The organism is Geodermatophilus sp. SYSU D00758 (assembly GCF_054049955.1).
This window is the reverse complement of record NZ_JBJGYK010000020.1, coordinates 13893-36962: the sequence shown is the minus strand read 5'-3', so window position 1 is coordinate 36962 and position 23070 is coordinate 13893. Positions and strand designations below refer to the sequence as shown.

The following is a 23070-nucleotide window of genomic DNA, read 5'->3' as shown; positions in this document are numbered from 1 at the left end:
CAGAAGGACCCTCTGCCCCCACCGTCGAAGGACCGTCCTCCTCACCCCTCGCAGGCTCGGGGTGGGCCTCGGGACGGGGCCGCGGCGGGACCCTGCAGAGGAGCCGCGGGACGCCGGCTGCCGGTGGGGCGGCCCCCGGGGCGATACCGTGGGGGCACCGTCCGGGGGCGCCTGCCGTCCGGTCCCCGTCCGCCGTCCCATGGAGCGCACCCGTGACCGTCCCCTGCACCGGCGCGCACCCCGGACGACGCGCGGACTGACCGATGCGTGAGTACGTCGTCGTCCTGCTCACCGCCGCGCTGGTCACCTTCCTGTCCACCCCGGTGGTCCGGGTGCTCGCCGTCCGGCTGCGGATGATGGCCGCACCCCGGGAACGGGACGTGCACGTCATCCCCACCCCCCGGGGCGGCGGCGTGGCGATGTACCTCGGGGTGGTCGCGGCGGTGCTGGTCGCCACCCGGCTGCCGGCCCTGCAGCGCACCTTCGAGGACTCGCAGACCGCCGCGGTGCTCGTCGCCGGCGGCCTGATCTGCGCGCTCGGGGTGCTCGACGACAAGTTCGGCCTCGACGCGCTGACCAAGCTCACCGGGCAGATCGCCGCCGCGGGCGTCATGGTGCTGCTCGGCGTCCAGCTGGCCTTCGTCTTCCTGCCGGTGGCCGACATCGGCACGCTGTCGCTGGGCCCCGACATCGGCGTGCCGCTGACGATCCTGCTGACCGTCCTCACGGTGAACGCCCTCAACTTCATCGACGGCCTCGACGGGCTGGCCGCGGGCGTCTCCGCGATCGCCGCGCTGGCCTTCTTCGCCTACAGCTACAACCTCGGCCTCGTCGGCTACGGCGACGTGGCCAGCGCCCCGGCGCTGATCACCGCCGTGCTGGCCGGCGCCTGCCTGGGCTTCCTGCCGCACAACTTCAGCCCGGCGCGCATCTTCATGGGCGACTCCGGCTCGATGCTCGTCGGCCTCATGCTCTCGGCGGCCGCGGTGAGCGCCAGCGGGGGGGTCGACCCGCAGTCGTTCGACTCCGCGGCCAGCCTCCTGCCGCTGGCGCTACCCCTCCTGGTGCCGATCGCGGTCCTCTCCATCCCGTTCATCGACCTCGTCCTCGCCGTCGTCCGGCGCAGCCTGCGCGGCCGCTCGCCGTTCGCGCCGGACAAGATGCACCTGCACCACCGGCTGCTGGCCATCGGCCACTCCCACCGGCGCGCGGTGCTGGTCATGTACTTCTGGGCCGCCCTGCTCTCCTCGGGAGCCGTCGGGCTGTCCATCACCGGGGGGCGGGCGGAGCTGCTGGTCGCCATCGGCGCGCTCCTGGTCGTCGGGGTCGTCGTGGTGCTGGCCCCGCGCACCCGGCGGGCCGCCCGGGAGGCGCGCGCCTCCGAGATCGCGGCGCAGCGGGAGCGCAGCCGCGCTGACCACCCCACGGCGCGGGCCGTCCGCGCCGGCAGACGACCACCGGCCGACCCGGCCGCCGGGTCCGCGCCGCGGGCCGCCGGCGCCGGGCAGGGAGTCCGATGAACCCGACCTCCGAGGCCCCCTGGGACCTCTCCTTCCTCCGCGTCGGTGCGCTCGTCACCGCCGCCCTCACCGCCGTGGCCGCGCCGGTCACCGGCCTGCTGGCCGGGTGGGACGCCGCCGTGGGGGTGCTGCTGGGTGCCGTGGTGGTCACCGCGTTCTTCGTCGTCTCCGGCGTCGCGGTGGCGTGGGCCGGCCGGATCAACGACGCCTTCACCCTGCCGGCGGCCCTCGGCGCCTTCTTCGTCAAGGCCCTGGTCCTCTTCGCGGTGCTCGACGCCCTGCCGGAGGAGGGCTGGCTCGACCGGCTCACGCTCGCGTGGACCGTCGTCATCGGTGCACTGGTGTGGAGCGGCGTGCACCTGCGGTGGGTGTGGACCCGGCAGCTGTACTACGTGCCCCCGCCCGCCCCGCCCCGTGCGGCTCCGCCCGCCCCGCCCCGCGCGGCGACCCCACCGGGCACGAGCCCGCATCGCACGACCGCGGCGTCACCCGGACGCGTGGACCCGCCGAGGCCCCCGGAACGCGGCTGATAGTGTCCGGGCCGATGGCCGAGGACCTGCCCCCGCGCGGGGACGCTCGGCCTCGACCTGCGAGCCCGTCTCGTCGGGGCAGTGGCACCGACACCGGGTGGGCCGTCATCGGGACGATGATCTCGGGGATGGCCGTGTGGGGCGGGGCCGGTTGGCTGCTCGACCGGTGGCTCGACGCGCGAGCGTTCTTCCCGGTCGGCATCATCCTCGGCATGGCGGTCGCCATCTACCTGGTGGTGGCCCGCTACGGCGCCGCCGACCCGCCACCGGCGGGGAAGCGGCCCACCCGTACCACCCAGGGCGGCCGACCGAGCCGGCCCAGGACGCAGAAGGGACAACGGTGACCTCCAGCGCCCTCGAGCGCGGCAGCGTGCTCGCTGTCGAGAGCGACCCCGGCGGCGGTTTCGTCGCCCCGGGGCTCGGTGAGTTCTACCCGGAGCCGGTGGCCACCTTCTCCCTCCTCGGCGTGGACTTCGAGATCACCCGGATCACGATCATCCTCTGGGTGGCCACGCTCGCCATGATCGCGTTCCTGGTCGCGTCGGTCCGCAAGCCCTCCATCGTGCCCGGGAAGCTGCAGTTCGTCGGCGAGTCCGGCTACTCGCTCATCCGGGACGGCGTGGCCCGGGACGTCGTCGGCCCGAAGGGTCTGCCCTTCGCCCCGTTCCTGGCCTCGCTCTTCTTCTTCATCCTCGCGAACAACCTGATGGCGATCGTCCCGTTCGCGCAGATCTCGCCGATGTCGAAGTTCGCCTTCCCGCTGGTGCTGGCGGGCATCTGCTGGGTGCTCTACATCTACATCGGCATCCGCGAGCAGGGCGCCGGGCGCTACTTCAAGGACATCCTGTTCCTGCCGGGTGTGCCCAAGCCGATGTACGTCCTGGTGACGCCGATCGAGATCCTGCAGAACTTCGTCGTCCGGCCCTTCACCCTCGCGGTCCGGCTCTTCGCGAACATGTTCGCCGGGCACATGCTGCTGGTCGTCTTCGCCCTCGGCGCGACCTACCTGTTCACGGTGGGCAACTTCTCGGCCGTCTTCGGGCCGGTCTCGGCGCTCATGGCGATCGTGATGACCTTCTTCGAGCTGCTCGTCATCTTCCTGCAGGCCTACGTCTTCACCGTCCTGATGGGGACCTACCTCAACGGGTCGATCGAGGCCGAGCACTGAGCCTCCACCTCTGAGCGGCTCCCCCCGCTCACCTGCACCTGCACCACCGCACGACCCCCCGCAAGCCGTCCGGCGCCCGCCGGACGACGACACAGGAGGAAAGACCCCGCAATGGACGTTCTGGCAGAACTGACCGGCAGCATCGGCTCGGTCGGCTACGGCCTGGCCGCGATCGGCCCGGGTATCGGCGTGGGCATCGTCTGGGCCGCCTACATCCAGGCGACCGCCCGGCAGCCCGAGTCCGCCGGCCTGACCCGCACCTACGCGTTCCTCGGGTTCGCCCTCTCCGAGGCGCTCGCGCTGATCGGCTTCGTCGTCCCCTTCGTCTTCGGCACCTGATCCGTACCTCCGGGTACGGGTTCCGACTCCAGACAGGGACACTGAGACCATGAGCATCCTCGCTGCGGAGAGCGCCAACCCGCTCATCCCGCCGGTGGGCGAGATCATCATCGGCCTGATCGCCTTCGCGATCGTGCTGCTGGTGATGTTCAAGTTCGTCGCGCCGCGCTTCGAGCAGGTCTTCCGGGCCCGCCGGGAGGCCATCGAGGGCGGCATCGAGCGGGCCGAGGCCATGCAGGCCGAGGCCAAGGCGGCGCTGGAGCAGTACCGGGCCCAGCTGGCCGAGGCCCGCACCGAGGCCGCGCAGATCCGCGACCAGGCGCGGGCCGAGGGGCAGCAGATCCTCGAGGAGCTGCGCACCCAGGCCCAGGAGGAGTCGGCCCGCATCGTCGCCCGCGGCGAGGAGCAGCTGGCCGCCTCCCGGCAGTCGGTCGTCAACGAGCTGCGCGGGCAGATCGGCGCGCTGGCGGTCACGCTGGCCGGCCGGGTCGTCGGCGAGTCCCTCGAGGACGAGGCGCGGCGCCGGGGGACCGTCGACCGCTTCCTCGACCAGCTCGACGGGATGGCCGCCGGCGGCTCGCCGGACGGCCGGACCGGCAGCTCCGTGTACGCCCCGGAGGGCGGTCGCTGATGGACGCCTCCAGCCGCGCGGCGCTCGCCCAGGCGCGCGAGCGCCTGGACGAGCTGACGCGGCCGGCGTCGGGCCTGGTCGAGCGGACGCGGGACCGGCTCACCGGCCAGCCGTCGCGGGCGGTCACCGACGACGCGCTGTTCGGCCTGGCCGAGGAGCTCTTCTCGGTGGCGCGCCTGCTCGACGGGCACGTGTCGCTGCGCCGGGCCCTGTCCGACCCGGCGGCCACCCCGGCCGACCGCGCCGGCGTGGTCCGCCGGCTGCTGGGCGGCCGGGTGTCGGACACCGCGCTCGACCTCGTCGAGACGGTGGCCCGGCAGCGCTGGTCACGGCCGCTGGACCTGGTCGAGGCGGCCGAGTCGCTGGCCACCGAGGCCGCGCTCGAGTCGGCCGAGAGCCGGGGCGAGCTCGAGGACGTCGAGGACGAGCTGTTCCGGTTCGGCCGGATCGTCGCCGGCGACCCCCGGCTCTCCCGGATCCTCAGCGACCGCTCCGCCCCGGCCGAGGGCAAGGCGTCCCTCATCGACGAGCTGCTGCGCGGGCGCACGAGCCCGGTCACCGGGTTGCTGCTGCGCAACCACCTGACCCGCCGGTCGGTGGGCACCGCGGAGAACGTCGTCGAGCGGCTCTCCGAGGCCGCGTCCCGCCGGCGCGGGCGCTCGGTCGCCTACGTGACGACCGCCGTGGCGCTCACCGCGGCCCAGGAGCGGCGGCTCGCCGACGTGCTCGGCCGCATCTACGGCCGGCAGATGGGGCTGCAGGTGACCGTCGACCCCGCCGTCCTCGGCGGGCTGGTCATCCGCGTCGGTGACGAGGTCATCGACGGCAGCGTCGCCCACCGACTCGAGGCCGCCGGCCGCCGGTTCGCCGGCTGAGCGCCTCCCACACCGACACCACCCGCAGGGAAGAGGACCCAGACATGGCCGAGCTGACGATCTCCGCCGACGAGATCCGCAGTGCCATCCAGAACTACGTCTCCGGCTACTCCCCGGACGTCTCCCGGGAGGAGGTCGGCATCGTCACCGAGGCCGGTGACGGCATCGCCCGCGTCGAGGGCCTGCCCTCGGTCATGACGAACGAGCTGCTCGAGTTCGAGAGCGGCGTGCGCGGCCTGGCCCTCAACCTCGACGTGCGTGAGGTCGGTGTCGTCGTCCTCGGTGACTTCGCCGGCATCGAGGAGGGCCAGCAGGTCCGCCGCACCGGGGAGGTCCTCTCCGTGCCGGTCGGCGACGGCTACCTCGGCCGGGTGGTGGACCCGCTGGGCAACCCCATCGACGGCGCCGGCCCGATCGAGACCACCGGGCGTCGCGCGCTGGAGCTGCAGGCGCCCACCGTCGTGCAGCGGCAGTCGGTGCACGAGCCGATGCAGACCGGCATCAAGGCCATCGACGCCATGACGCCGATCGGCCGCGGCCAGCGGCAGCTGGTCATCGGTGACCGGCAGACCGGCAAGACCGCGATCGTCACCGACACGATCATCAACCAGAAGCAGGCCTGGGCCACCGGGGACCCGTCCCAGCAGGTGCGCTGCATCTACGTCGCGGTGGGTCAGAAGGGCTCGACGATCGCCGCCATCCGCGCCTCGCTCGAGGAGGCCGGCGCGATGGAGTACACGACCATCGTCGCCGCCCCGGCGTCCGAGGCCGCGGGCTTCAAGTACATCGCCCCCTACACCGGGTCGGCCATCGGCCAGCACTGGATGTACGAGGGCAAGCACGTCCTCATCGTGTTCGACGACCTGTCCAAGCAGGCCGAGGCCTACCGCGCGGTCTCCCTCCTGCTGCGCCGCCCGCCGGGCCGCGAGGCCTACCCCGGCGACGTCTTCTACCTCCACTCCCGGCTGCTGGAGCGCTGCGCGAAGCTCTCCGACGAGCTCGGCGCCGGCTCGATGACCGGGCTGCCCCTCATCGAGACCAAGGGCAACGACGTGTCGGCCTACATCCCGACCAACGTCATCTCCATCACCGACGGGCAGATCTTCCTCGAGACCGGTCTGTTCAACTCCGGTGTCCGCCCGGCCATCAACGTCGGCATCTCGGTGTCCCGCGTCGGTGGCTCCGCGCAGATCAAGGCCATGAAGTCGGTCGCCGGCCGGCTCCGGCTGGACCTGGCGCAGTACCGCGAGCTCGAGGCCTTCGCGTCCTTCTCCTCGGACCTGGACGCCTCCAGCCGGGCGACGCTCGAGCGCGGGCAGCGGCTGGTGGAGCTGCTCAAGCAGGGCCAGTACCAGCCCTACCCGGTGGAGCGCGAGGTCGTCTCGATCTGGCTGGGGACCACCGGCAAGCTCGACCGCGTGCCGGTGCCCGAGGTCCGCCGCTTCGAGCAGGAGTTCCTCGACTTCGTCGGGCGCAGCCACAACGGCGTCTACGACGGGATCCGCCAGAGCAAGGCGCTCGGCGACGACGCCGTCCGCGGGCTCGAGGCGGCGGTCGAGGAGTTCTACGGGCAGTTCCAGCTCTCCGACGGCGGCACGCTGCGGATCAACGAGCCCGAGGCCGAGGCCATGGACGCGTCCGAGCGCGGCCAGGAGCGCGTCCAGGTCAAGCGGAGCGCCTGACGTGGCCGGCAACCTCCGCGCGCTGCGGCGCCGCATCCGCTCCACGCAGTCGACGAAGAAGATCTTCTCGGCGCAGGAGCTGATCGCCGGCGCCCGCATCGTGCGCGCCCAGGCCCGGGTGGAGGCGTCCAAGCCCTACGCGCGGGAGATCACCCGGGTGCTCTCCGCGCTGGCCGGCTCGGCGTCGCTGGACCACCCCCTGCTGACCGAGCGGGAGAACCCGCGCCGGGCGGCGGTGCTCGTCATCACCTCCGACCGCGGGTTCGCCGGTTCCTACAACGTCAACGTCCTGCGGCGCACCGAGGAGCTGCTCTCGCTGCTGCGGCAGGAGGGCAAGGAGCCGCTGCTCTACGTCGTCGGCCGCAAGGGGGAGACCTACTACTCCTTCCGCGACCGGCCGATGGTGGAGACCTTCACCGGGTTCTCCGAGCAGCCCTCCTACCCCGACGCGCAGGGCGTCGGGGAGGCGCTCATCGCCGCCTTCACGGCGGGCCTGGACGACGAGGGGGACGGCGCGGGCGCCGACGGGGTGCTCGGCGTGGACGAGCTGCACATCGTCTACACCGAGTTCCGCTCGCTGCTCGCGCAGGTCCCGGTCGCGCGGCGGATGGCGCCGCTGGAGGTGGAGGAGGTGGAGGAGTTCGACTACGAGCGGGAGGACCGCGAGCACGGGGTCACCACCGGTGACTCCGGCGTCCCGACCGCCTACGAGTTCGAGCCCTCGCCCGACGCGCTCCTGGACGCGCTGCTGCCGAAGTACGTCACCACCCGCATCTACGCGGCGATGCTGGAGGCCGCGGCCTCGGAGTCGGCGTCGCGGCGACGGGCGATGAAGTCGGCGTCGGACAACGCGGAGGAGCTGGCGAAGAACCTGTCGCGGCAGGCCAACCAGATCCGCCAGGCCGACATCACCCAGGAGATCAGCGAGATCGTCGGCGGCGCCGACGCGCTCGTGGCCGCCGGCGCCGGCGACTGACCCCCTCCCCGCCCGCGGCGGGGACCATGAACACGCGAGCAAGCGAGCCCGAGGGCAGGAGAGCAGTACAGATGACCGTCACCGAGGACCGTCCGACCACCCAGACGACCGGCCGCGTCGTCCGGGTCACCGGGCCGGTCGTCGACGTCGAGTTCCCGCGCGACGCGATGCCCGACCTGTACAACGCCCTGAAGGTCGAGGTCACCCTCGCCGACCTGGGCAAGACCATGACCCTGGAGGTCGCCCAGCACCTGGGTGACAACGTGGTCCGCACGATCTCGATGCAGCCGACCGACGGCCTGGTCCGCGGCGCCGAGGTGACCGACACCGGCTCGGCCATCTCGGTGCCGGTCGGGGACGTCACCAAGGGGCACGTCTTCAACGCCCTCGGCGACTGCCTGGACAAGCCCGGTTGGGGCGAGGACGCGCCGCACTGGGAGATCCACCGGCACGCGCCGCGGTTCGACCAGCTCGAGGGCCGCACCGAGATGCTGGAGACCGGCATCAAGGTCATCGACCTGCTCACGCCCTACGTGGCCGGCGGGAAGATCGGCCTGTTCGGCGGGGCCGGCGTGGGCAAGACCGTGCTGATCCAGGAGATGATCCGCCGCGTCGCCCAGGAGTTCGGTGGTGTCTCGGTGTTCGCCGGGGTGGGGGAGCGCACCCGCGAGGGCAACGACCTCATCACCGAGATGACCGAGTCCGGCGTCATCGAGTCCACCGCGCTGGTCTTCGGCCAGATGGACGAGCCGCCGGGCACCCGGCTGCGGGTGGCGCTCTCGGCCCTGACGATGGCGGAGTACTTCCGCGACGAGCAGAACCAGGACGTGCTGCTCTTCATCGACAACATCTTCCGGTTCACCCAGGCCGGGTCCGAGGTGTCCACGCTGCTGGGCCGCATGCCCTCCGCCGTGGGCTACCAGCCGACCCTCGCCGACGAGATGGGCCAGCTGCAGGAGCGGATCACCTCCACCCGGGGCCGGTCCATCACCTCCATGCAGGCCATCTACGTGCCCGCCGACGACATCACCGACCCGGCGCCGCACACGACCTTCGCCCACCTGGACGCGACGACCAACCTCTCGCGCCCGATCTCGGAGAAGGGCATCTACCCGGCCGTCGACCCGCTGGACTCCACCAGCCGGATCCTCGACCCGCAGTACGTGGGCCAGGAGCACTACGCGATCGCGTCGGAGGTGAAGCGGATCCTGCAGCGCTACCAGGAGCTGCAGGACATCATCGCCATCCTCGGCATCGACGAGCTCTCCGAGGAGGACAAGGTCACGGTCAACCGGGCCCGGCGCATCGAGCGGTTCCTCTCGCAGAACATGTTCGTGGCCGAGGCGTTCACCGGACAGCCGGGCTCGTTCGTCCCGCTGGCGGAGACGCTGCAGGCCTTCAAGGCGCTGACCGAGGGCGAGTACGACCACGTGCCCGAGCAGGCGTTCTTCATGTGCGGTGGGCTCGAGGACCTCGAGCGCAACGCGGACAAGCTCAAGAGGTAGAAGGACCCCGCTGCCCCCCGCCGCTCGCGAGCTCGCGGCGGGGCCCTGCAGCGGGGCCAACGCACCGCGTCACCACGGCCGGGCCCCCATCCCGGGGGCCCGGCCGTCACCGTCTCCGGGCCCGCGTGCGGCCGCCGGGGGCCGATGTCTGGATCCGGGACACGCGGGTATCACGATGCGGCGAAGGGACTGGTCACTCGGGCTCAAGAGCGGGATGCTCGTGACCGATGTGACTCGTGGTGCGGAAGTGGCCAGCAGAGGTCGGGCAGGGAGACCACGGTGGACGGTGTTGCGGGGGCGCGCAGGGACCTCGACTGGAGCTGGCCTCCGTCGGCCGGCATCCCGTACGTCGAGGGCCGCCAGTACGTGACCGAGGAGTGGGCCCCGGCGTCCACCGTGCGCCGCCCGTGGCTGCGGGTCGGCCGCTGGACCCTGCTCTACCGCCGGGCGCACTGACCGCGGCGGTCCGCCCCGTCACCCGTCCGAGTGGCGCGGGACCGGCCGGGGGCGCCGGTTACAGTGGGTCCGACCCGTCGCCGTGTCCCCCGGGACGCCGGTGACCCGAGCACCGTCCCGTCCGTACCCCGAGGAGTGTCGTGGCGACCCTGCAGGTCGAGTTGGTGGCCGTGGAGCGGATGATCTGGTCCGGTGAGGCCAGCATGGTCATCGCGCGGACGACGGAGGGCGAGCTGGGTGTGCTGCCCGGGCACGCGCCGTTGCTGGGCGAGCTGGCCCCCGGTGGGGTCGTGACCATCCGCACGACCGAGGGGGAGGACCTCGTGGTGGCCGCCCACGGCGGCTTCCTCTCGGTCACCGACCGCGGGGTCTCGATCCTCGCCGAGACCGCGGAGATCTCCTCCGAGATCGACGTCGAGCGGGCCCGCGAGGCGCTGCGCCGCGCCGAGGGCGGTGACGACGCCGAGTCCCTGGCCGCGGCCCGTCGTGCACAGGGGCGCCTGCGCGCCGCCGGTCAGGACGCCTGAGCCCGGGGACCGGCTCCTCCCCATGCAGCACCGGGCCGCGGCGTGACGACCGTCTGGCTGGTGCTGGCCGTCACCGTGGTGGTGGCCGTCGTGGTCGCCTTCCTGCTGCGCCGGCGGTTCCTGCTCTCCGGGCTGGGTGCGGTCACCATGTGGCTGCGCCCGGCCGGCTCCCCGCGGTGGTCGCTGGGCGTGGCCTGGTACGGCGGTGACGCGCTGCTCTGGTACCGGGCCCTCTCCCTCTCCGTGCGCCCGCAGCAGCGGCTGTGCCGCGCCGAGTTCCAGGTCGAGGCCCGGCGACCGGCCGCCCGCGACGACGTCGCGCTCCCGTCCGACCTCGTCGTCCTCAGCTGCGCCACGGCCGCCGGCCCCCGGGAGCTGGCCATGGAGCCCTCGACGGTGACCGGCTTCCTCTCCTGGGTGGAGTCCGCGCCGCCGATCCGCTGAGAAAGGACCCCCTCCTCCCCGCCCCTCGCAGGCTCGGGGCGGTGCCCGGGAGGGGGCCGGCGCTCAGCCCTCGGCGGCGTCGCGGGCCGCGCGCTGGGCGTGCACCCCGCTGTGCGCGCCGGGCTCCCACAGCACGTCGCCGCCCGGGTTGGCCACCCGGGCGAGGATGAACAGCAGGTCGGAGAGCCGGTTGAGGTAGCGCGCGGTCTCGGCGTTGGTGCCGTCGGCGTCGGCGCCCACCAGCGCCCACACGCTGCGCTCGGCCCGGCGGGTGACCACCCGCGCCTGGTGCAGCAGCGCGGCCAGTGGCGTCCCCCCGGGCAGGATGAAGCTCGTCAGCTTCGGCAGCGTCTCGTTGTACCGGTCGCAGGCGGCCTCGAGCCGCTCCGTGTAGGCCTCGGTGACCCGCAGCGGCGGGAACTCCGGGTCGCGCACCACGGGGGTGCACAGGTCGGCGCCGACGTCGAAGAGGTCGTTCTGCACGCTGCGCAGCAGCTCGGCCAGCTCGTCGGTGGGGGAACCCAGGGCCAGCGCCAGGCCGAGCACGCTGTTGGCCTCGTCGACGTCGGCGTAGGCGACCAGGCGCGGGTCGGTCTTCGACACCCGGCTCATGTCGCCGAGGTGCGTCTGCCCGGCGTCACCGGTCTTCGTGTAGATGCGGGTCAGCCGGACGCTCATGCCCGCGAGCGTAGAAGAAGGGCCCCGTCGCCCCACCGGTGCCGGGTGGGTGACCGCGTGGTCACCGTAGGGTGGGCCGGTGGAGTGCTTCGAGGTGGCCGGCGGCACGGCCCTCACCGGCCGGGTGCGGGTCACCGGCGCCAAGAACAGCGCCCTCAAGCTCATGGCGGCGGCGCTGCTCGCGTCCGGGCGGACGACGCTGGACGAGGTCCCCGACATCCTCGACGTCGCCATCATGAGCGAGGTGCTGCGCCGGCTGGGCTGCGGCGTGACCTACGAGCGGTACGGGACCGGTGGGGGCGGCGGCCGGGTGGTGGTCGACGTCCCGGAGCAGCCCAGCACGGAGACCGACTACGACCTGGTCCGCAAGATGCGGGCGTCGATCAGCGTGCTGGGGCCGCTGGTGGCCCGTTGCGGGTCGGCCCGTGTGGCGCTGCCCGGCGGGGACGCCATCGGGTCCCGCGGGCTGGACATGCACATCTCCGGGCTCGAGCGGCTGGGCGCCACGATCGAGAGCGAGCACGGCTTCCTCGTCGCCACCGCCCCGAAGCTCACCGGCACCTCGCTGTGGCTGGACTTCCCCTCCGTCGGCGCGACGGAGAACCTGGTCATGGCCGCGGTCCTCGCCGACGGCACCACGGTGGTCGACAACGCCGCCCGCGAGCCGGAGATCGTCGACCTGTGCGCCATGCTCAGTGCGATGGGCGCCCGCATCGACGGCGCCGGGACCTCGACGATCACCGTCGAGGGCGTCGAGGAGCTGTGGCCGGTCACCTACACGACCGTCCCGGACCGCATCGTGGCCGGCACGTGGGCCATCGGCGCGGTGATGACCCGCGGGGACGTCGTGATCGAGCGGGCGGTCCCCGACCACCTGACGGTGGCCCTGGCCAAGCTCACCGACGCCGGCGCGCACGTGGAGCCGGTCGACGGCGGCCTGCGGGTCGCGATGGACGACCGCCCGCGCTGCGTCGACATCGTCACGCTGCCCTACCCGGGGTTCCCCACGGACCTGCAGCCGATGGCGGTCGCGCTGGCCGCGGTCTCGACCGGGACCGCGCTCATCACGGAGAACGTGTTCGAGGGCCGGTTCATGTTCGTCAACGAGCTGGTGCGGCTCGGCGCCTCGGTGCGCATCGACGGCCACCACGCCGTCGTCCGCGGGCGGGAACGGCTCTCCAGCGCCCCGGTGGTGGCCACCGACATCCGCGCGGGCGCCGGGCTGATCCTGGCCGGGCTGGTCTCCGACGGGGTGACCGAGGTGCAGGACGTGCACCACGTCGACCGCGGCTACCCGGACTTCGTCGCCCAGCTGTGCGGGCTCGGGGCGCGGGTCGAGCGGGTGCAGCGCCCCGACTAGGCCTCGCGCGAGGGCCCGGGGCGAGGCGCGGGGGCGCGAGGGTCCTTCGTCAGCCGCCGGGGAAGGAGGCGGCCAGCTGCCGCGCCCGCGGGAGGTCCTCGGGGAACACGAAGACCTCCTGGTGCAGGGGCGCCGGGGTGCGGATGGTCGAGCGGATCCCCGCGTCGGAGAGCACCGCGCGCAGCGCCAGCGCCGACTCCCGGCGCGGGAACGTGGCGATCCGGACGAGCAGGCCGTCGTCGGTCCGCGGCCGGTGCTGCGAGCCCGGGCCGAACGCCCAGCGCAGGAACAGCGCCAGCCCGAAGAGCACGGCGAACGCGATGATGAGTCCCAGCGGCGCGAACCCGCTGCCTCCGTACACGGTGCGCACCCCCCTCGTCCTCGGCCCCCGGACGAGTGTGCCACCGCGCACGCCTCCCGTGCCGGGATTCCTACTCGTGGGTAACCGCCCTAGACTCCGGCGGCATGCCGTTCCCTTCAGCGCCGAAGGACCGCGACCGCCCCTGGGTGATGCGCACCTACGCGGGGCACTCCTCACCGGCCGAGTCCAACGCCCTCTACCGGCGGAACCTCGCCAAGGGGCAGACGGGGCTGTCGGTGGCCTTCGACCTGCCGACCCAGACCGGCTACGACCCGGACGACGAGCTGGCGGCGGGTGAGGTCGGCAAGGTCGGCGTCCCGGTCGCGCACCTCGGCGACATGCGCGCGCTCTTCGACGGCATCCCGCTCGACGAGATGAACACGTCGATGACGATCAACGCGACGGCCATGTGGCTGCTGGCCCTCTACCAGGCCGTCGCCGAGGAGCACGGGCACGACGTGTCCCGGCTGGCCGGGACGACGCAGAACGACATCATCAAGGAGTACCTGTCGCGGGGGACCTACGTCTTCCCGCCCGGGCCCAGCATGCGGCTGATCACCGACATGGTCGCCTACACGGTGACGGCCATGCCGCGGTGGAACCCGATCAACATCTGCAGCTACCACCTGCAGGAGGCCGGGGCGACGCCGGTGCAGGAGATCGCCTACGCGCTCTCGACCGCCGTCGCGGTGCTCGACTCGGTGCGCGACTCCGGGCAGGTCCCGCAGGAGCGCTTCGGCGAGGTGGTCGCGCGCATCTCCTTCTTCGTCAACGCGGGCGTCCGCTTCGTCGAGGAGATGTGCAAGATGCGGGCGTTCACCCAGCTCTGGGACGAGCTGACCCGGGACCGCTACGGCGTGCAGGACCCGAAGCACCGCCGGTTCCGGTACGGGGTGCAGGTCAACTCGCTGGGCCTCACCGAGGCCCAGCCGGAGAACAACGTGCAGCGCATCGTGCTGGAGATGCTCGCGGTCACCCTGTCCCGCGACGCCCGCGCCCGGGCCGTCCAGCTGCCGGCGTGGAACGAGGCGCTGGGCTTGCCCCGCCCCTGGGACCAGCAGTGGTCGCTGCGGCTGCAGCAGGTGCTGGCCTACGAGACCGACCTGCTGGAGTACGACGACCTGTTCACCGGCTCGGTCGTCGTGGAGCGCAAGGTCGCCGAGCTGGTCGAGGGCGCCCGCGAGGAGATGGCGCGGGTCGCCGAGCTCGGCGGCGCGGTGGCCGCGGTGGAGTCCGGGTACATGAAGGGCCGGCTGGTCGCCTCGCTGGCCGAGCGGCGGCGGCGGATGGAGAGCGGCGAGGACGTCGTCGTCGGCGTCAACCGCTTCGAGACCACCGAGCCCAACCCGCTGCTGGCCGACCTCGACACCGCCATCCAGACCGTGGACCCCGCCGTCGAGGACGCCGCGGCCGAGGCGGTGCGGCGCTGGCGGGCCGAGCGCGACCCCGAGCCGGTCCGCGCGGCGCTCGACCGGCTGCGGCAGGCGGCCGGTACGTCGGAGAACCTCATGGCGGCCACGCTCGACTGCGCCCGCGCCGGGGTGACGACGGGGGAGTGGGCCGGGGTGCTGCGGGAGGTCTTCGGGGAGTACCGGGCCCCCACCGGCGTCGCGGCGGCCGCCGGTGCCGAGGGGGACGCGACCCTGCAGCGGGTCCGGGAGCGGGTGCGCGCGACGGGGGAGGAGCTCGGCGGCCGGCTGCGGCTGCTGATCGGCAAGCCCGGGCTCGACGGGCACTCCAACGGCGCCGAGCAGATCGCCGTGCGGGCGCGGGACGCCGGCTTCGAGGTGGTCTACCAGGGCATCCGGCTCACGCCGCAGCAGATCGTGTCGGCCGCGGTGGAGGAGGACGTGGACGTCGTCGGGCTGTCGGTGCTCTCCGGCTCGCACCTGCAGGTGGTCCCGGCGGTGCTGCGGGGCTTGCGCGAGGCCGGGCTGGACGACGTCCCGGTGGTGGTGGGCGGGATCGTGCCGGACGGCGACGCCCGCCGGCTGCGCGAGCTCGGCGTGGCCCGCGTCTTCACGCCGAAGGACTTCGCCCTCACCGACATCATGGGCCAGATCGTCGACGTCGTCCGCGAGGCCCACGGCCTGGGGGAGAGGCAGCCCGCTCCCGCGTAGGCGGGGCGCCACGGGCGGGTCCGGCGCGCCCCGTGCTCCGCTACAGCCGGACGGTGCGGCCCTCGGTGGCGCTGACCCGGGCGGCGTCCAGCACCGCGGCGGTCGCGACGGCGTCGGCCGGGTCCACCGGCACCGGGCCCTCGCCGCGCACCGCCCGGGCGAAGGCCGGGTAGAAGGTGTCCCAGGCGCCGCGCTCGCTGGGCACCGTCTCGGCGTCGTCCCCGCGGGCGAGCCGCCCCCACCGCTCGGGCGGCTCGGCACCCCAGGTGCCGCCGTCGGGCCTCCGCCCGGCCAGCAGCGCCGCCTCCTGCCCGTCCATGGGGCCGGCCACGGTGTAGCTGCCCGCGCTCCCGGTCACGCGGAACCGCAGCCCGGGCGCCCCCTCGCTCCAGCTGCCCCACAGGTGCGACCGCGCCCCGCTCGTGTGGGCCAGTGCGAGGAAGACGTCGTCGTCCAGGCCGCCGGCGCGCACCCGCCACTCGGCGTGCACCGCCTCGACCGGCCCCAGCAGCACCAGCGCCTGGTCGACCAGGTGGCTGCCGAAATCCAGCAGCGTGCCACCCCCGGCGGCGGGCGGGCCGGGCTCGGGGTCCCACCGCTCGAACCGCGACTCCAGCCGCCGCAGGGTGCCCAGCCGGCCGGCCCCGGCCAGCGCGCGGACCGTGCGGAAGTCGGAGTCCCACCGGCGGTTCTGGTACGGCGACAGCGGCAGCCCCAGGTCGGCGGCCAGCGCCACCGAGCCGCGGGCGGCGTCGGCGTCGAGGGCGAAGGGCTTGTCGCAGACCACCGCCAGGCCCAGCCGCAGCGCGCGCTCGGTGAGCGCCGTGTGCGTGCCGGCCGGGGTGGAGACGGCGACCGCCTCCGCCCCGGCGCCGGCCAGCTCCTCGAGCGAGGCGAACGTGGCCAGGCCCGGGTGCTCGGTGGCGACGAGCGCCTGCCGCTCGGGGGAGGTGGTCACCACGCCGAGCAGGTCGCAGTCGGGCGCGGCGGCCAGCAGGGGGGCGTGGAACCACCGGCCGCCGAAGCCGTAGCCGACGAGTCCGAAGCGCACCGGGTCCACGGGTCCGATCCTGCACCGGGGGCCACGGCGCGGCACCCGCGCCGCGGCTCCCCGGTCACCGCAGGCGGGGGCCGAACCGCACGTCGACGCCGGGGGAGAACAGCACGCTGCCCGGGGGGCCGCCGACGCCGGGGAGCCCGGCCGCGGCCACGAGCTCGTCGCCGAACTCCAGCAGCTCGGCGGAGTGCAGCGGCCACGCCGGGTGCTCGTTCGGCCAGTACGCCAGCCGGCCGCCGGCGGTCTGGTGCAGCCCCCAGCGGCCGGTGAGGAAGCCGGCGAGCGGGCCGGGGTCGGCCAGCCGCGGCCCGACGCGGACGACGACCCGCGAGCCGGCGCCCCGCGGCCCCGGCCACCGCCGGCGGGAGGTGTAGGTGAGGACGTCGCCGTCCCGCCGCACCCGCATCCGCGACCACAGGTACGGCAGCCCGGCGACCCACCGGGCGGCCAGCACCGGGAGCAACCGATCGGCGTCCAGCGACCGGAAGACCACGCCGCGGCGGCCGGCGCCGTCCACGGAGTAGAGCCGCACGTTGGTCTCGGCGAAGGACCCCAACCAGGGCAGGCCCGGGGCGCCGAGCAGGCCGATGCGGCGCATGCGGAAGGGGATCAGCCCGACGTAGGTGACGCCGTCGAGCACGTCGGGGCGGGTGCCCGGCGGGAGGAGGGGGGCGACCACGGCCGGGTCGGCCGCCCAGTGCAGGAAGGTGACGTCCCGCCAGCCCTGGGTGAAGACGGTCCGGCCGGCGGGGCGGGGTGCGGTGTCGGTGACCGCCTCGGGGTCCACCCGGCCAGCGTCCCAGGGGCGTTGCCCCGACGGCGGCGGCGTGGTGGGGTCGGGCCATGACCATGACCGCACAGGGCGCACCGCGGGTGGCGCGCGACGCCGACGTCGTCACCATCACCATGACCCGGCCGCAGCGCCGCAACGCGCTGTCCCGCGAGCACCTGCAGCAGCTGCTCGACGCGGTGACCGAGGCGGGCGGCACCGACGCCGCGGGCATCGTGCTGGCCGCCGAGGGGCCGGTGTTCAGCGCCGGGCACGACTTCGCCGACGTGGCCGGGTCCCCGCTGCCGGAGGTGCGCAGCCTCCTGCAGCTGTGCACCGAGCTGATGCAGACGCTGCAGGAGGTGCCGCAGGTGGTCATCGCCCGCGTGCACGCCCTGGCCACGGCGGCGGGCTGCCAGCTGGTCGCCAGCTGCGACCTGGCCGTCGCGGCGGAGTCGGCCGGGTTCGCCGCGCCCGGCGGCAAGGGCGGCTGGTTCTGCCACACGCCGATGGTGGCCATCGCCCGCAACGTCGGCCGCAAGCGGGCCATGGAGCTCGCGCTGACCGGTGACGTCATCGACGCGCGGACGGCGCTGGACTGGGGGCTGGTCAACCGGGTCGTCCCCGACGCCGAGCTGGACGACGCCGTGGCCGACCTGATGCGGCGTGCGACCCGCGGCTCCCGGGCGAGCAAGGCCTGGGGCAAGCAGACCATGTACGCCCAGCTCGACCGACCAGAGCGGGACGCCTACACGACCGCCGTCGAGGTCATGGCCGCGGCCAGCCAGATCCCCGGCGCGCGCGAGGGGATGGCGGCGTTCCTGGAGAAGCGGCAGCCGGTCTGGCCCGACTGAGCGGCCGGCCGGCGCGTCCGGGTGAGGGTGCGCACACCCGGGATGAGGCGGGGCGGCGGGGGCCTTGCACCCCGGCGTGCAGAACGTCTGGGGACTGACGCGGCGGCGCGTCGTCGACCTGTGCCGGGTGACCACCGGCGGCTGAGCGCGCGACCGCGCCCGCCGTCGTCCACCCCCTCCCCGGAAGGCACTCCTCGTGCTCGCACGTCTCCGCCGCGTCCCCTTCGCGGCCCAGGTCCTCCTCGGCCTGGCGCTCGGCATCGCGCTCGGGCTCCTCGCCCGTGACCTCGGCCCCGTCGCCGACGGCTCGCCCAACTGGCTGACCAGCACCCTGCAGACCATCGGCGGCACCTTCGTCACCCTGCTGAAGGCGCTGGTGCCGCCGCTGGTCGTCACCGCCGTCATCGTCTCCATCGCCAACCTCCGGCAGGTCTCCAACGCCGCCCGCCTGGCCGGCCAGACGCTGCTGTGGTTCGCGATCACCGCCCTGGTCGCCGTCTCGATCGGCATCGGCCTGGGGCTGCTGACCGAGCCGGGCCGCAACAGCTCGGTGGACGCCGCCGCGCAGGCGGTCCCCGAGACCACCGGCTCCTGGTGGGACTTCCTCACCGGCCTGGTGCCCGGCAACGTCCTGGGCCTGCAGTCCTCGCCGGACGGAGTCCTGTCGTTCAACGTGCTGCAGCTGATCGTGGTCGCGGTCGCCGTCGGCGTCGCCGTCCTCAAGGTGGGCGAGCCGGCCGAGCCGTTCCTCGCGCTGACCCGCTCGGCCCTGGCCGTCGTGCAGAAGGTGCTCTGGTGGGTCATCCGGCTGGCCCCGGTCGGCACCGTCGGGCTCATCGGCAACGCCGTGGCCAGCTACGGGTGGGAGTCCCTCGGTTCGCTGGGGGTCTTCACCGGCGCCGTCTACGCCGGCCTGGCCCTGGTCCTCTTCGTCGTCTACCCGGTGCTGCTCCGGCTGCACGGGCTCTCGCCGCTGCGCTTCTTCGCCGGTGCCTGGCCGGCGATCCAGCTGGCCTTCGTGTCCCGCTCGTCGATCGGCACGCTCCCGGTGACCGAGCGGGTGACCGAGCAGAACCTGGGCGTGCCCCGGTCCTACGCCTCCTTCGCCGTCCCGCTGGGCGCGACCACCAAGATGGACGGGTGCGCCGCGATCTACCCGGCGCTGGCCGCGATCTTCGTGGCCCAGTTCTTCGGCGTCGACCTGTCCCTGACCGACTACCTGCTCATCGCCGTGGTCTCGGTCGTGGGCTCGGCCGCCACCGCCGGCGTCACCGGCGCGGTGGTCATGCTGACCCTCACCCTGTCGACCCTGGGGCTGCCGCTGGCCGGCGTCGGCCTGCTGCTGGCCGTCGACCCGATCCTCGACATGGGCCGCACCGCGGTGAACGTCGCCGGCCAGGCGCTGGTGCCCACCGTCGTCGCCCGGCGCGAGGGCATCCTCGACGTCGAGCGCTACCGGTCGACCTCCACGGTCGACCCGCTGGCCCCGGCCGAGCAGCGCGGGGGCGTGGACGCCGACCTCCGGGAGCGGGTCACCGCCTGAGGGAGGACCCCCTGCCCCACCCCTCGCGAGCTCGGGGGCGGGACCCTGCAGGGGCGGCCATGCCGAGCCGGGCCCGGTCCTCCGCACGGGGACCGGGCCCCGCGTCGTCCTACTGCTCGACCAGGTCGCCGCAGCCGGTCTCGTGCGGGAGCAGCGGCCGCAGGGTCAGCGCCCAGCGGGTGCCGTCGGCGGCCACCCACGGGGTGAGCACGTTGGCCCCCTCCGCGGCGGCGAGCACGGCGTCGGCCTCGTCCCCGCGGGCCACCACGCAGGAGAGCCCGAGCCGGGCGTCGAGGTCCTCACCGGGCAGCGCCGGGCCGGGCCAGCTCACCTCCGGCTGGACCAGCTCCGGGTCGGGGTCGGCCGTCCACGGCCGGACGACGGCGGCCACGGCCTCGGGCTCGTAGGGCTCGGGACCCTCGGCGCCCAGCGTCGTGCCGGGGTCGGTGAGCACGTCGAGCAGGCCCTGCAGCGCACCGCGGGCGGTCCGCTGCTCCGGGGTCAGGGCCGGGTCGTCGACCTCCATGCCGAGGGCGTAGACCTCGCGCACCTCCGTGCCCTCGTCTGTGACGAGGGTGAACCGGGTGGACGGCGCGTCCGCGATCGCCGGGCTGCCGAGGTCGCCGGTGTCGGTCACGCCGGCGGCGACGGCGCGGTCGACCACGGTCTGCACCCCGTCGGCGCCGAGCTGCCACAGCTGCAGGCTCGGCAGCGCGGGGGAGGGGTAGATCGCGATCTGCGCGCCCTGGGTGACCACCCGGCCGTCGGCGAGGACGGTCACCAGCGGCAGCCGGCCGGCCAGCAACTCCGGTGTCACGAACCCACCGGTGTGCTCGACCTCCAGGAGCAGCCGGCCCGGCCCCTCCGCGGCGGGCGGGGCCGGCGGGGGAGCGGCGCTCCCCCCGCGCTGGGCGCATCCGGTCAGGACGGCGACGACCGGGAGCGCGACGGCGAGCGCGGCGGCGGGCCGGAGGAGCGAGGAGCGGCGCACGGACCCAGGATGCCCGTCGGGCGGCCCGGATCCGGGCGTGCCGGTCGGACCGTTGCCGGTTCGGTACCGTCGGCTCCCGTGCGCCTGGTCATCGCCCGCTGCTCCGTCGACTACATCGGTCGGCTGACCGCCCACCTGCCGATGGCACCCCGGTTGCTGCTGGTCAAGGCCGACGGGTCGGTCTCCGTCCACGCCGACGACCGCGCCTACAAGCCGCTGAACTGGATGACCCCGCCGTGCACCTTCACGGACGCGCTGGTCGACGGGTCGGGCACCTGGACGGTGACCAACAAGGCCGGCGAGCAGCTGCTCATCACCATCGAGTCGGTCGAGCACGACTCCAGCCACGAGCTCGGCGTCGACCCGGGGCTGCAGAAGGACGGCGTCGAGGCCGAGCTGCAGCGGCTGCTGGCCCTCCACGTCGAGACCTTCGGGGCCGGCTGGTCGCTGGTCCGCCGCGAGTACCCCACCGCGATCGGCCCGGTGGACCTGCTCTGCCGCGACGCCTCCGGGACCACGGTGGCGGTCGAGGTGAAGCGGCGGGGGGAGATCGACGGCGTGGAGCAGCTGACCCGCTACCTGGAGCTGCTCAACCGGGACCCGCTGCTGGCGCCGGTCAAGGGCGTCTTCGCCGCGCAGGAGATCAAGCCGCAGGCGCGGGTGCTGGCCACCGACCGCGGCATCGACTGCGTGACGGTGGACTACGCCGTCCTCAAGGGGACCGACGACCCGACCCAGCGGCTGTTCTGAGGAAGGCCCTCCCCGAGCCGGCCTCCGACCGGCCGGGAGGAGGCGACGCGGGGGTGGGACACTGCCCTGCGTCACGGACGACGGCGCCCCGCGGCGGGCCCGACGCGGAGGAGAGGGCAGCGTGGCCAGAGAACTGACCCAGGTCGGCGTCGTGGGGCTCGGCACCATGGGGGCCGGCATCACCGAGGTGCTGGCCCGCGCGGGGCTGTCGGTGACCGCGGTGGACGTCGACGACCAGGCGGTGGCCCGCGGCCGGGCGCACGTCGAGCAGTCCACCGAGCGGGCGCTGCGCCGCGGCAAGCTGGAGGAGGCCGACCGCGAGGCCATCCTCGGCCGGATCCGCTACGGCACCTCGCTGGAGGACCTCGCCGAGGCCGAGCTCGTCGTCGAGGCGGTGCCCGAGCGGATGGAGCTCAAGCGCGAGATCTTCAGCCAGCTCGACAAGATCTGCCCGCCGGACACCATCCTGGCGACCAACACCTCGAGCCTGTCGGTCACCGAGATCTCCGTGGCCACCGGCCGGCCGAGCAAGGTCATCGGCATGCACTTCTTCAACCCGGCGCCGGTCATGAAGCTGGTCGAGGTGGTGCGGACCGTGGTCACCGAGCCCTCGGTGATCGAGGACGTCGAGGCGCTGGCCGCCCGGCTCGGCAAGGTCGACGTGACCATCGGGGACAAGGCCGGGTTCATCGCCAACGCGCTGCTGTTCGGCTACCTCAACCACGCGGTCTCCATGTACGAGAACCGCTACGCCAGCCGCGAGGACATCGACGCGGCGATGCGGCTGGGCTGCGGCCTGCCGATGGGCCCGCTGGCGCTCATGGACCTCATCGGCATCGACACCGCCTACGAGATCCTGGACACGATGTACCGGCAGTCGCGGGACCGGCTGCACGCGCCGAGCCCGGTCATCAAGCAGATGATGACCGCCGGCCTGCTGGGCCGGAAGTCCGGCCGCGGCTTCTACACCTACGCCGGCCGCGACTCCGCGGAGGTGGTGCCCGACGAGCGCACCCCCGCGCCCGGTGGCGCCGCGGAGGGCGCCCGGCCGGTGCGCTCGGTCGGGGTCGTGGGCTCCGGGACGATGGCGACCGGGATCATCGAGGTGTTCGCCAAGGGCGGCTACGAGGTGACCTACGTGGCCCGCACCCTCGACAAGGTCGAGGCCGTGCAGTCCGCGCTGCGCCGGTCGCTGGACAAGCAGGTCGTCCGCGGCCGGCTGGAGGAGGCCGCCCGCGACGAGGCGCTGGCCCGGGTGACCGGCACGGCCACGCTCGACGAGCTCGCCGACGCCGACCTGGTCGTCGAGGCGGTCGTGGAGCACCTGGCCACCAAGCAGGCGCTGTTCGCGGCGCTGGGCGAGATCTGCAAGCCGGGTGCGGTGCTGGCCACGACGACCTCCAGCCTGCCGGTCATCGAGTGCGCCCAGGCCAGCGGCCGGCCCGCCGACGTGGTCGGCCTGCACTTCTTCAACCCGGCGCCGGTCATGAAGCTGGTCGAGGTGGTCTCCACGATCGCCACGGCGCCCGACGTCGCGGCCACCGGCCACGCCGTCTGCGAGCGGCTGGGCAAGCACGCGGTCTCGTGCACCGACCGGGCGGGCTTCATCGTCAACGCGCTGCTCTTCCCGTACCTGAACGACGCGGTGAAGATGCTCGAGGCGCACTACGCGACCGCCGACGACATCGACGCCGCGATGAAGGTCGGCTGCGGCTACCCGATGGGCCCGTTCGAGCTGCTGGACGTCGTCGGCCTCGACGTCTCCCTGGCGATCGAGCGGGAGCTCTACACCGAGTTCCGCGAGCCCGGCTTCGCCCCGGCCCCGCTGCTCGAGCACCTGGTCACCGCCGGCTACCTCGGCCGCAAGACCGGTCGCGGGTTCCGGGACCACGCCACCCGCTGACCCGCCACCCGCTGACCCGCCACCCGCTGAC

24 protein-coding genes are annotated in these 23070 nt (G+C 73.9%); 19 read left to right on the top strand and 5 right to left on the bottom strand.

Features of this window, described 5'->3' with window-relative positions:
• The first annotated feature begins 263 nt into the window (after positions 1–263).
• The 13 genes from ACI8AC_RS15785 to ACI8AC_RS15725 all read left to right on the top strand — a co-directional run bounded on the left by ACI8AC_RS15785 (position 264) and on the right by ACI8AC_RS15725 (position 10653).
• A complete protein-coding gene (locus tag ACI8AC_RS15785; protein ID WP_456898746.1) occupies positions 264–1520 on the top strand; it encodes a glycosyltransferase family 4 protein in 1257 nt (418 codons plus the stop codon).
• Complete coding sequence (locus tag ACI8AC_RS15780; protein WP_456898745.1) at positions 1517–2050, top strand: hypothetical protein; 534 nt, start codon at positions 1517–1519, stop codon at positions 2048–2050. The genes ACI8AC_RS15785 and ACI8AC_RS15780 overlap by 4 nt, the downstream gene beginning before the upstream one ends.
• Before the next feature lie 128 nt (positions 2051–2178).
• Entirely contained in the window at positions 2179–2394 is a 216-nt protein-coding gene (locus tag ACI8AC_RS15775; protein WP_456898744.1) for a hypothetical protein, read from the top strand.
• Complete coding sequence (gene atpB / locus ACI8AC_RS15770) at positions 2391–3218, top strand: F0F1 ATP synthase subunit A (protein WP_456898743.1); 828 nt, start codon at positions 2391–2393, stop codon at positions 3216–3218. The genes ACI8AC_RS15775 and atpB overlap by 4 nt, the downstream gene beginning before the upstream one ends.
• 111 nt (positions 3219–3329) lie before the next feature.
• Positions 3330–3557 carry an ATP synthase F0 subunit C gene (atpE, locus tag ACI8AC_RS15765; RefSeq protein WP_014742489.1) on the top strand — a complete coding sequence of 76 codons (228 nt, stop codon included), beginning with the start codon at positions 3330–3332 and terminating at the stop codon, positions 3555–3557.
• Positions 3558–3606: 49 nt separating this feature from the next.
• Positions 3607–4188: a F0F1 ATP synthase subunit B gene (locus ACI8AC_RS15760; RefSeq protein ID WP_456898742.1), complete on the top strand. Its 582-nt coding sequence runs from the start codon at positions 3607–3609 to the stop codon at positions 4186–4188.
• Entirely contained in the window at positions 4188–5063 is an 876-nt protein-coding gene (locus ACI8AC_RS15755) for a F0F1 ATP synthase subunit delta (RefSeq protein WP_456898741.1), read from the top strand. The genes ACI8AC_RS15760 and ACI8AC_RS15755 overlap by 1 nt, the downstream gene beginning before the upstream one ends.
• A gap of 44 nt (positions 5064–5107) precedes the next feature.
• Positions 5108–6745: a F0F1 ATP synthase subunit alpha gene (gene atpA / locus ACI8AC_RS15750; protein WP_456898740.1), complete on the top strand. Its 1638-nt coding sequence runs from the start codon at positions 5108–5110 to the stop codon at positions 6743–6745.
• A 1-nt stretch (position 6746) separates the two neighbouring features.
• Entirely contained in the window at positions 6747–7721 is a 975-nt protein-coding gene (locus ACI8AC_RS15745) for a F0F1 ATP synthase subunit gamma (RefSeq protein ID WP_456898739.1), read from the top strand.
• Positions 7722–7792: 71 nt separating this feature from the next.
• A complete protein-coding gene (gene atpD / locus ACI8AC_RS15740; RefSeq protein ID WP_456898738.1) occupies positions 7793–9226 on the top strand; it encodes a F0F1 ATP synthase subunit beta in 1434 nt (477 codons plus the stop codon).
• A gap of 279 nt (positions 9227–9505) precedes the next feature.
• Positions 9506–9682, top strand: coding sequence for a hypothetical protein (locus ACI8AC_RS15735; RefSeq protein WP_456898737.1), 177 nt, complete (start codon positions 9506–9508; stop codon positions 9680–9682).
• A gap of 140 nt (positions 9683–9822) precedes the next feature.
• Positions 9823–10209 (top strand): F0F1 ATP synthase subunit epsilon, encoded by a 387-nt coding sequence (locus ACI8AC_RS15730; protein ID WP_456898736.1) that lies wholly within the window; start codon positions 9823–9825, stop codon positions 10207–10209.
• A 42-nt stretch (positions 10210–10251) separates the two neighbouring features.
• Positions 10252–10653: a DUF2550 domain-containing protein gene (locus ACI8AC_RS15725; protein ID WP_456898735.1), complete on the top strand. Its 402-nt coding sequence runs from the start codon at positions 10252–10254 to the stop codon at positions 10651–10653.
• A gap of 63 nt (positions 10654–10716) precedes the next feature.
• Here the strand turns inward: ACI8AC_RS15725 and ACI8AC_RS15720 are convergent, their stop codons facing one another.
• A complete protein-coding gene (locus tag ACI8AC_RS15720) occupies positions 10717–11331 on the bottom strand; it encodes a cob(I)yrinic acid a,c-diamide adenosyltransferase (RefSeq protein ID WP_456898734.1) in 615 nt (204 codons plus the stop codon).
• 79 nt (positions 11332–11410) lie between these two features.
• On the opposite strand from ACI8AC_RS15720, the gene murA reads away from it, so the two are divergent.
• Positions 11411–12691, top strand: a complete 1281-nt coding sequence (gene murA / locus ACI8AC_RS15715) for a UDP-N-acetylglucosamine 1-carboxyvinyltransferase (RefSeq protein ID WP_456898733.1) — start codon at positions 11411–11413, stop codon at positions 12689–12691.
• A 49-nt stretch (positions 12692–12740) separates the two neighbouring features.
• On the opposite strand, the gene ACI8AC_RS15710 is transcribed toward murA, so the two are convergent.
• Positions 12741–13061: a hypothetical protein gene (locus tag ACI8AC_RS15710; RefSeq protein ID WP_456898732.1), complete on the bottom strand. Its 321-nt coding sequence runs from the start codon at positions 13059–13061 to the stop codon at positions 12741–12743.
• Between the two features lie 95 nt (positions 13062–13156).
• Here ACI8AC_RS15710 and ACI8AC_RS15705 point away from each other — a divergent pair, with 95 nt between their 5' ends.
• Complete coding sequence (locus tag ACI8AC_RS15705; RefSeq protein ID WP_456898731.1) at positions 13157–15172, top strand: methylmalonyl-CoA mutase family protein; 2016 nt, start codon at positions 13157–13159, stop codon at positions 15170–15172.
• A 40-nt stretch (positions 15173–15212) separates the two neighbouring features.
• Here the strand turns inward: ACI8AC_RS15705 and ACI8AC_RS15700 are convergent, their stop codons facing one another.
• Together ACI8AC_RS15700 and ACI8AC_RS15695 are read right to left on the bottom strand one after the other, a co-directional pair.
• Positions 15213–16232, bottom strand: coding sequence for a Gfo/Idh/MocA family protein (locus ACI8AC_RS15700; protein WP_456898730.1), 1020 nt, complete (start codon positions 16230–16232; stop codon positions 15213–15215).
• A 55-nt stretch (positions 16233–16287) separates the two neighbouring features.
• Positions 16288–17016, bottom strand: coding sequence for a YqjF family protein (locus ACI8AC_RS15695; protein ID WP_456898729.1), 729 nt, complete (start codon positions 17014–17016; stop codon positions 16288–16290).
• Between the two features lie 56 nt (positions 17017–17072).
• On the opposite strand from ACI8AC_RS15695, the gene ACI8AC_RS15690 reads away from it, so the two are divergent.
• Both ACI8AC_RS15690 and ACI8AC_RS15685 read left to right on the top strand, forming a co-directional pair.
• Positions 17073–17852, top strand: a complete 780-nt coding sequence (locus tag ACI8AC_RS15690; protein ID WP_456898728.1) for an enoyl-CoA hydratase-related protein — start codon at positions 17073–17075, stop codon at positions 17850–17852.
• Positions 17853–18048: 196 nt separating this feature from the next.
• Positions 18049–19395: a dicarboxylate/amino acid:cation symporter gene (locus ACI8AC_RS15685; RefSeq protein ID WP_456898727.1), complete on the top strand. Its 1347-nt coding sequence runs from the start codon at positions 18049–18051 to the stop codon at positions 19393–19395.
• 109 nt (positions 19396–19504) lie between these two features.
• Here ACI8AC_RS15685 and ACI8AC_RS15680 read toward each other — a convergent pair whose 3' ends face one another.
• Entirely contained in the window at positions 19505–20386 is an 882-nt protein-coding gene (locus ACI8AC_RS15680; protein ID WP_456898726.1) for a hypothetical protein, read from the bottom strand.
• A gap of 78 nt (positions 20387–20464) precedes the next feature.
• On the opposite strand from ACI8AC_RS15680, the gene nucS reads away from it, so the two are divergent.
• Complete coding sequence (gene nucS, locus ACI8AC_RS15675) at positions 20465–21136, top strand: endonuclease NucS (RefSeq protein ID WP_456898725.1); 672 nt, start codon at positions 20465–20467, stop codon at positions 21134–21136.
• Between the two features lie 121 nt (positions 21137–21257).
• Positions 21258–23039: a 3-hydroxyacyl-CoA dehydrogenase family protein gene (locus ACI8AC_RS15670; protein WP_456898724.1), complete on the top strand. Its 1782-nt coding sequence runs from the start codon at positions 21258–21260 to the stop codon at positions 23037–23039.
• Positions 23040–23070: the final 31 nt, after the last annotated feature.

Coding starts and splice junctions, on each gene's coding strand:
- ACI8AC_RS15785 (WP_456898746.1), top strand. CDS start 264: ATGCGTGAGTACGTCGTCGTCCTGCTCACCGCCGCGCTGGTCACCTTC.
- ACI8AC_RS15780 (WP_456898745.1), top strand. CDS start 1,517: ATGAACCCGACCTCCGAGGCCCCCTGGGACCTCTCCTTCCTCCGCGTC.
- ACI8AC_RS15775 (WP_456898744.1), top strand. CDS start 2,179: ATGGCCGTGTGGGGCGGGGCCGGTTGGCTGCTCGACCGGTGGCTCGAC.
- atpE (WP_014742489.1), top strand. CDS start 3,330: ATGGACGTTCTGGCAGAACTGACCGGCAGCATCGGCTCGGTCGGCTAC.
- ACI8AC_RS15760 (WP_456898742.1), top strand. CDS start 3,607: ATGAGCATCCTCGCTGCGGAGAGCGCCAACCCGCTCATCCCGCCGGTG.
- ACI8AC_RS15755 (WP_456898741.1), top strand. CDS start 4,188: ATGGACGCCTCCAGCCGCGCGGCGCTCGCCCAGGCGCGCGAGCGCCTG.
- atpA (WP_456898740.1), top strand. CDS start 5,108: ATGGCCGAGCTGACGATCTCCGCCGACGAGATCCGCAGTGCCATCCAG.
- atpD (WP_456898738.1), top strand. CDS start 7,793: ATGACCGTCACCGAGGACCGTCCGACCACCCAGACGACCGGCCGCGTC.
- ACI8AC_RS15720 (WP_456898734.1), bottom strand. CDS start 11,331: ATGAGCGTCCGGCTGACCCGCATCTACACGAAGACCGGTGACGCCGGG.
- ACI8AC_RS15705 (WP_456898731.1), top strand. CDS start 13,157: ATGCCGTTCCCTTCAGCGCCGAAGGACCGCGACCGCCCCTGGGTGATG.
- ACI8AC_RS15690 (WP_456898728.1), top strand. CDS start 17,073: ATGACCATGACCGCACAGGGCGCACCGCGGGTGGCGCGCGACGCCGAC.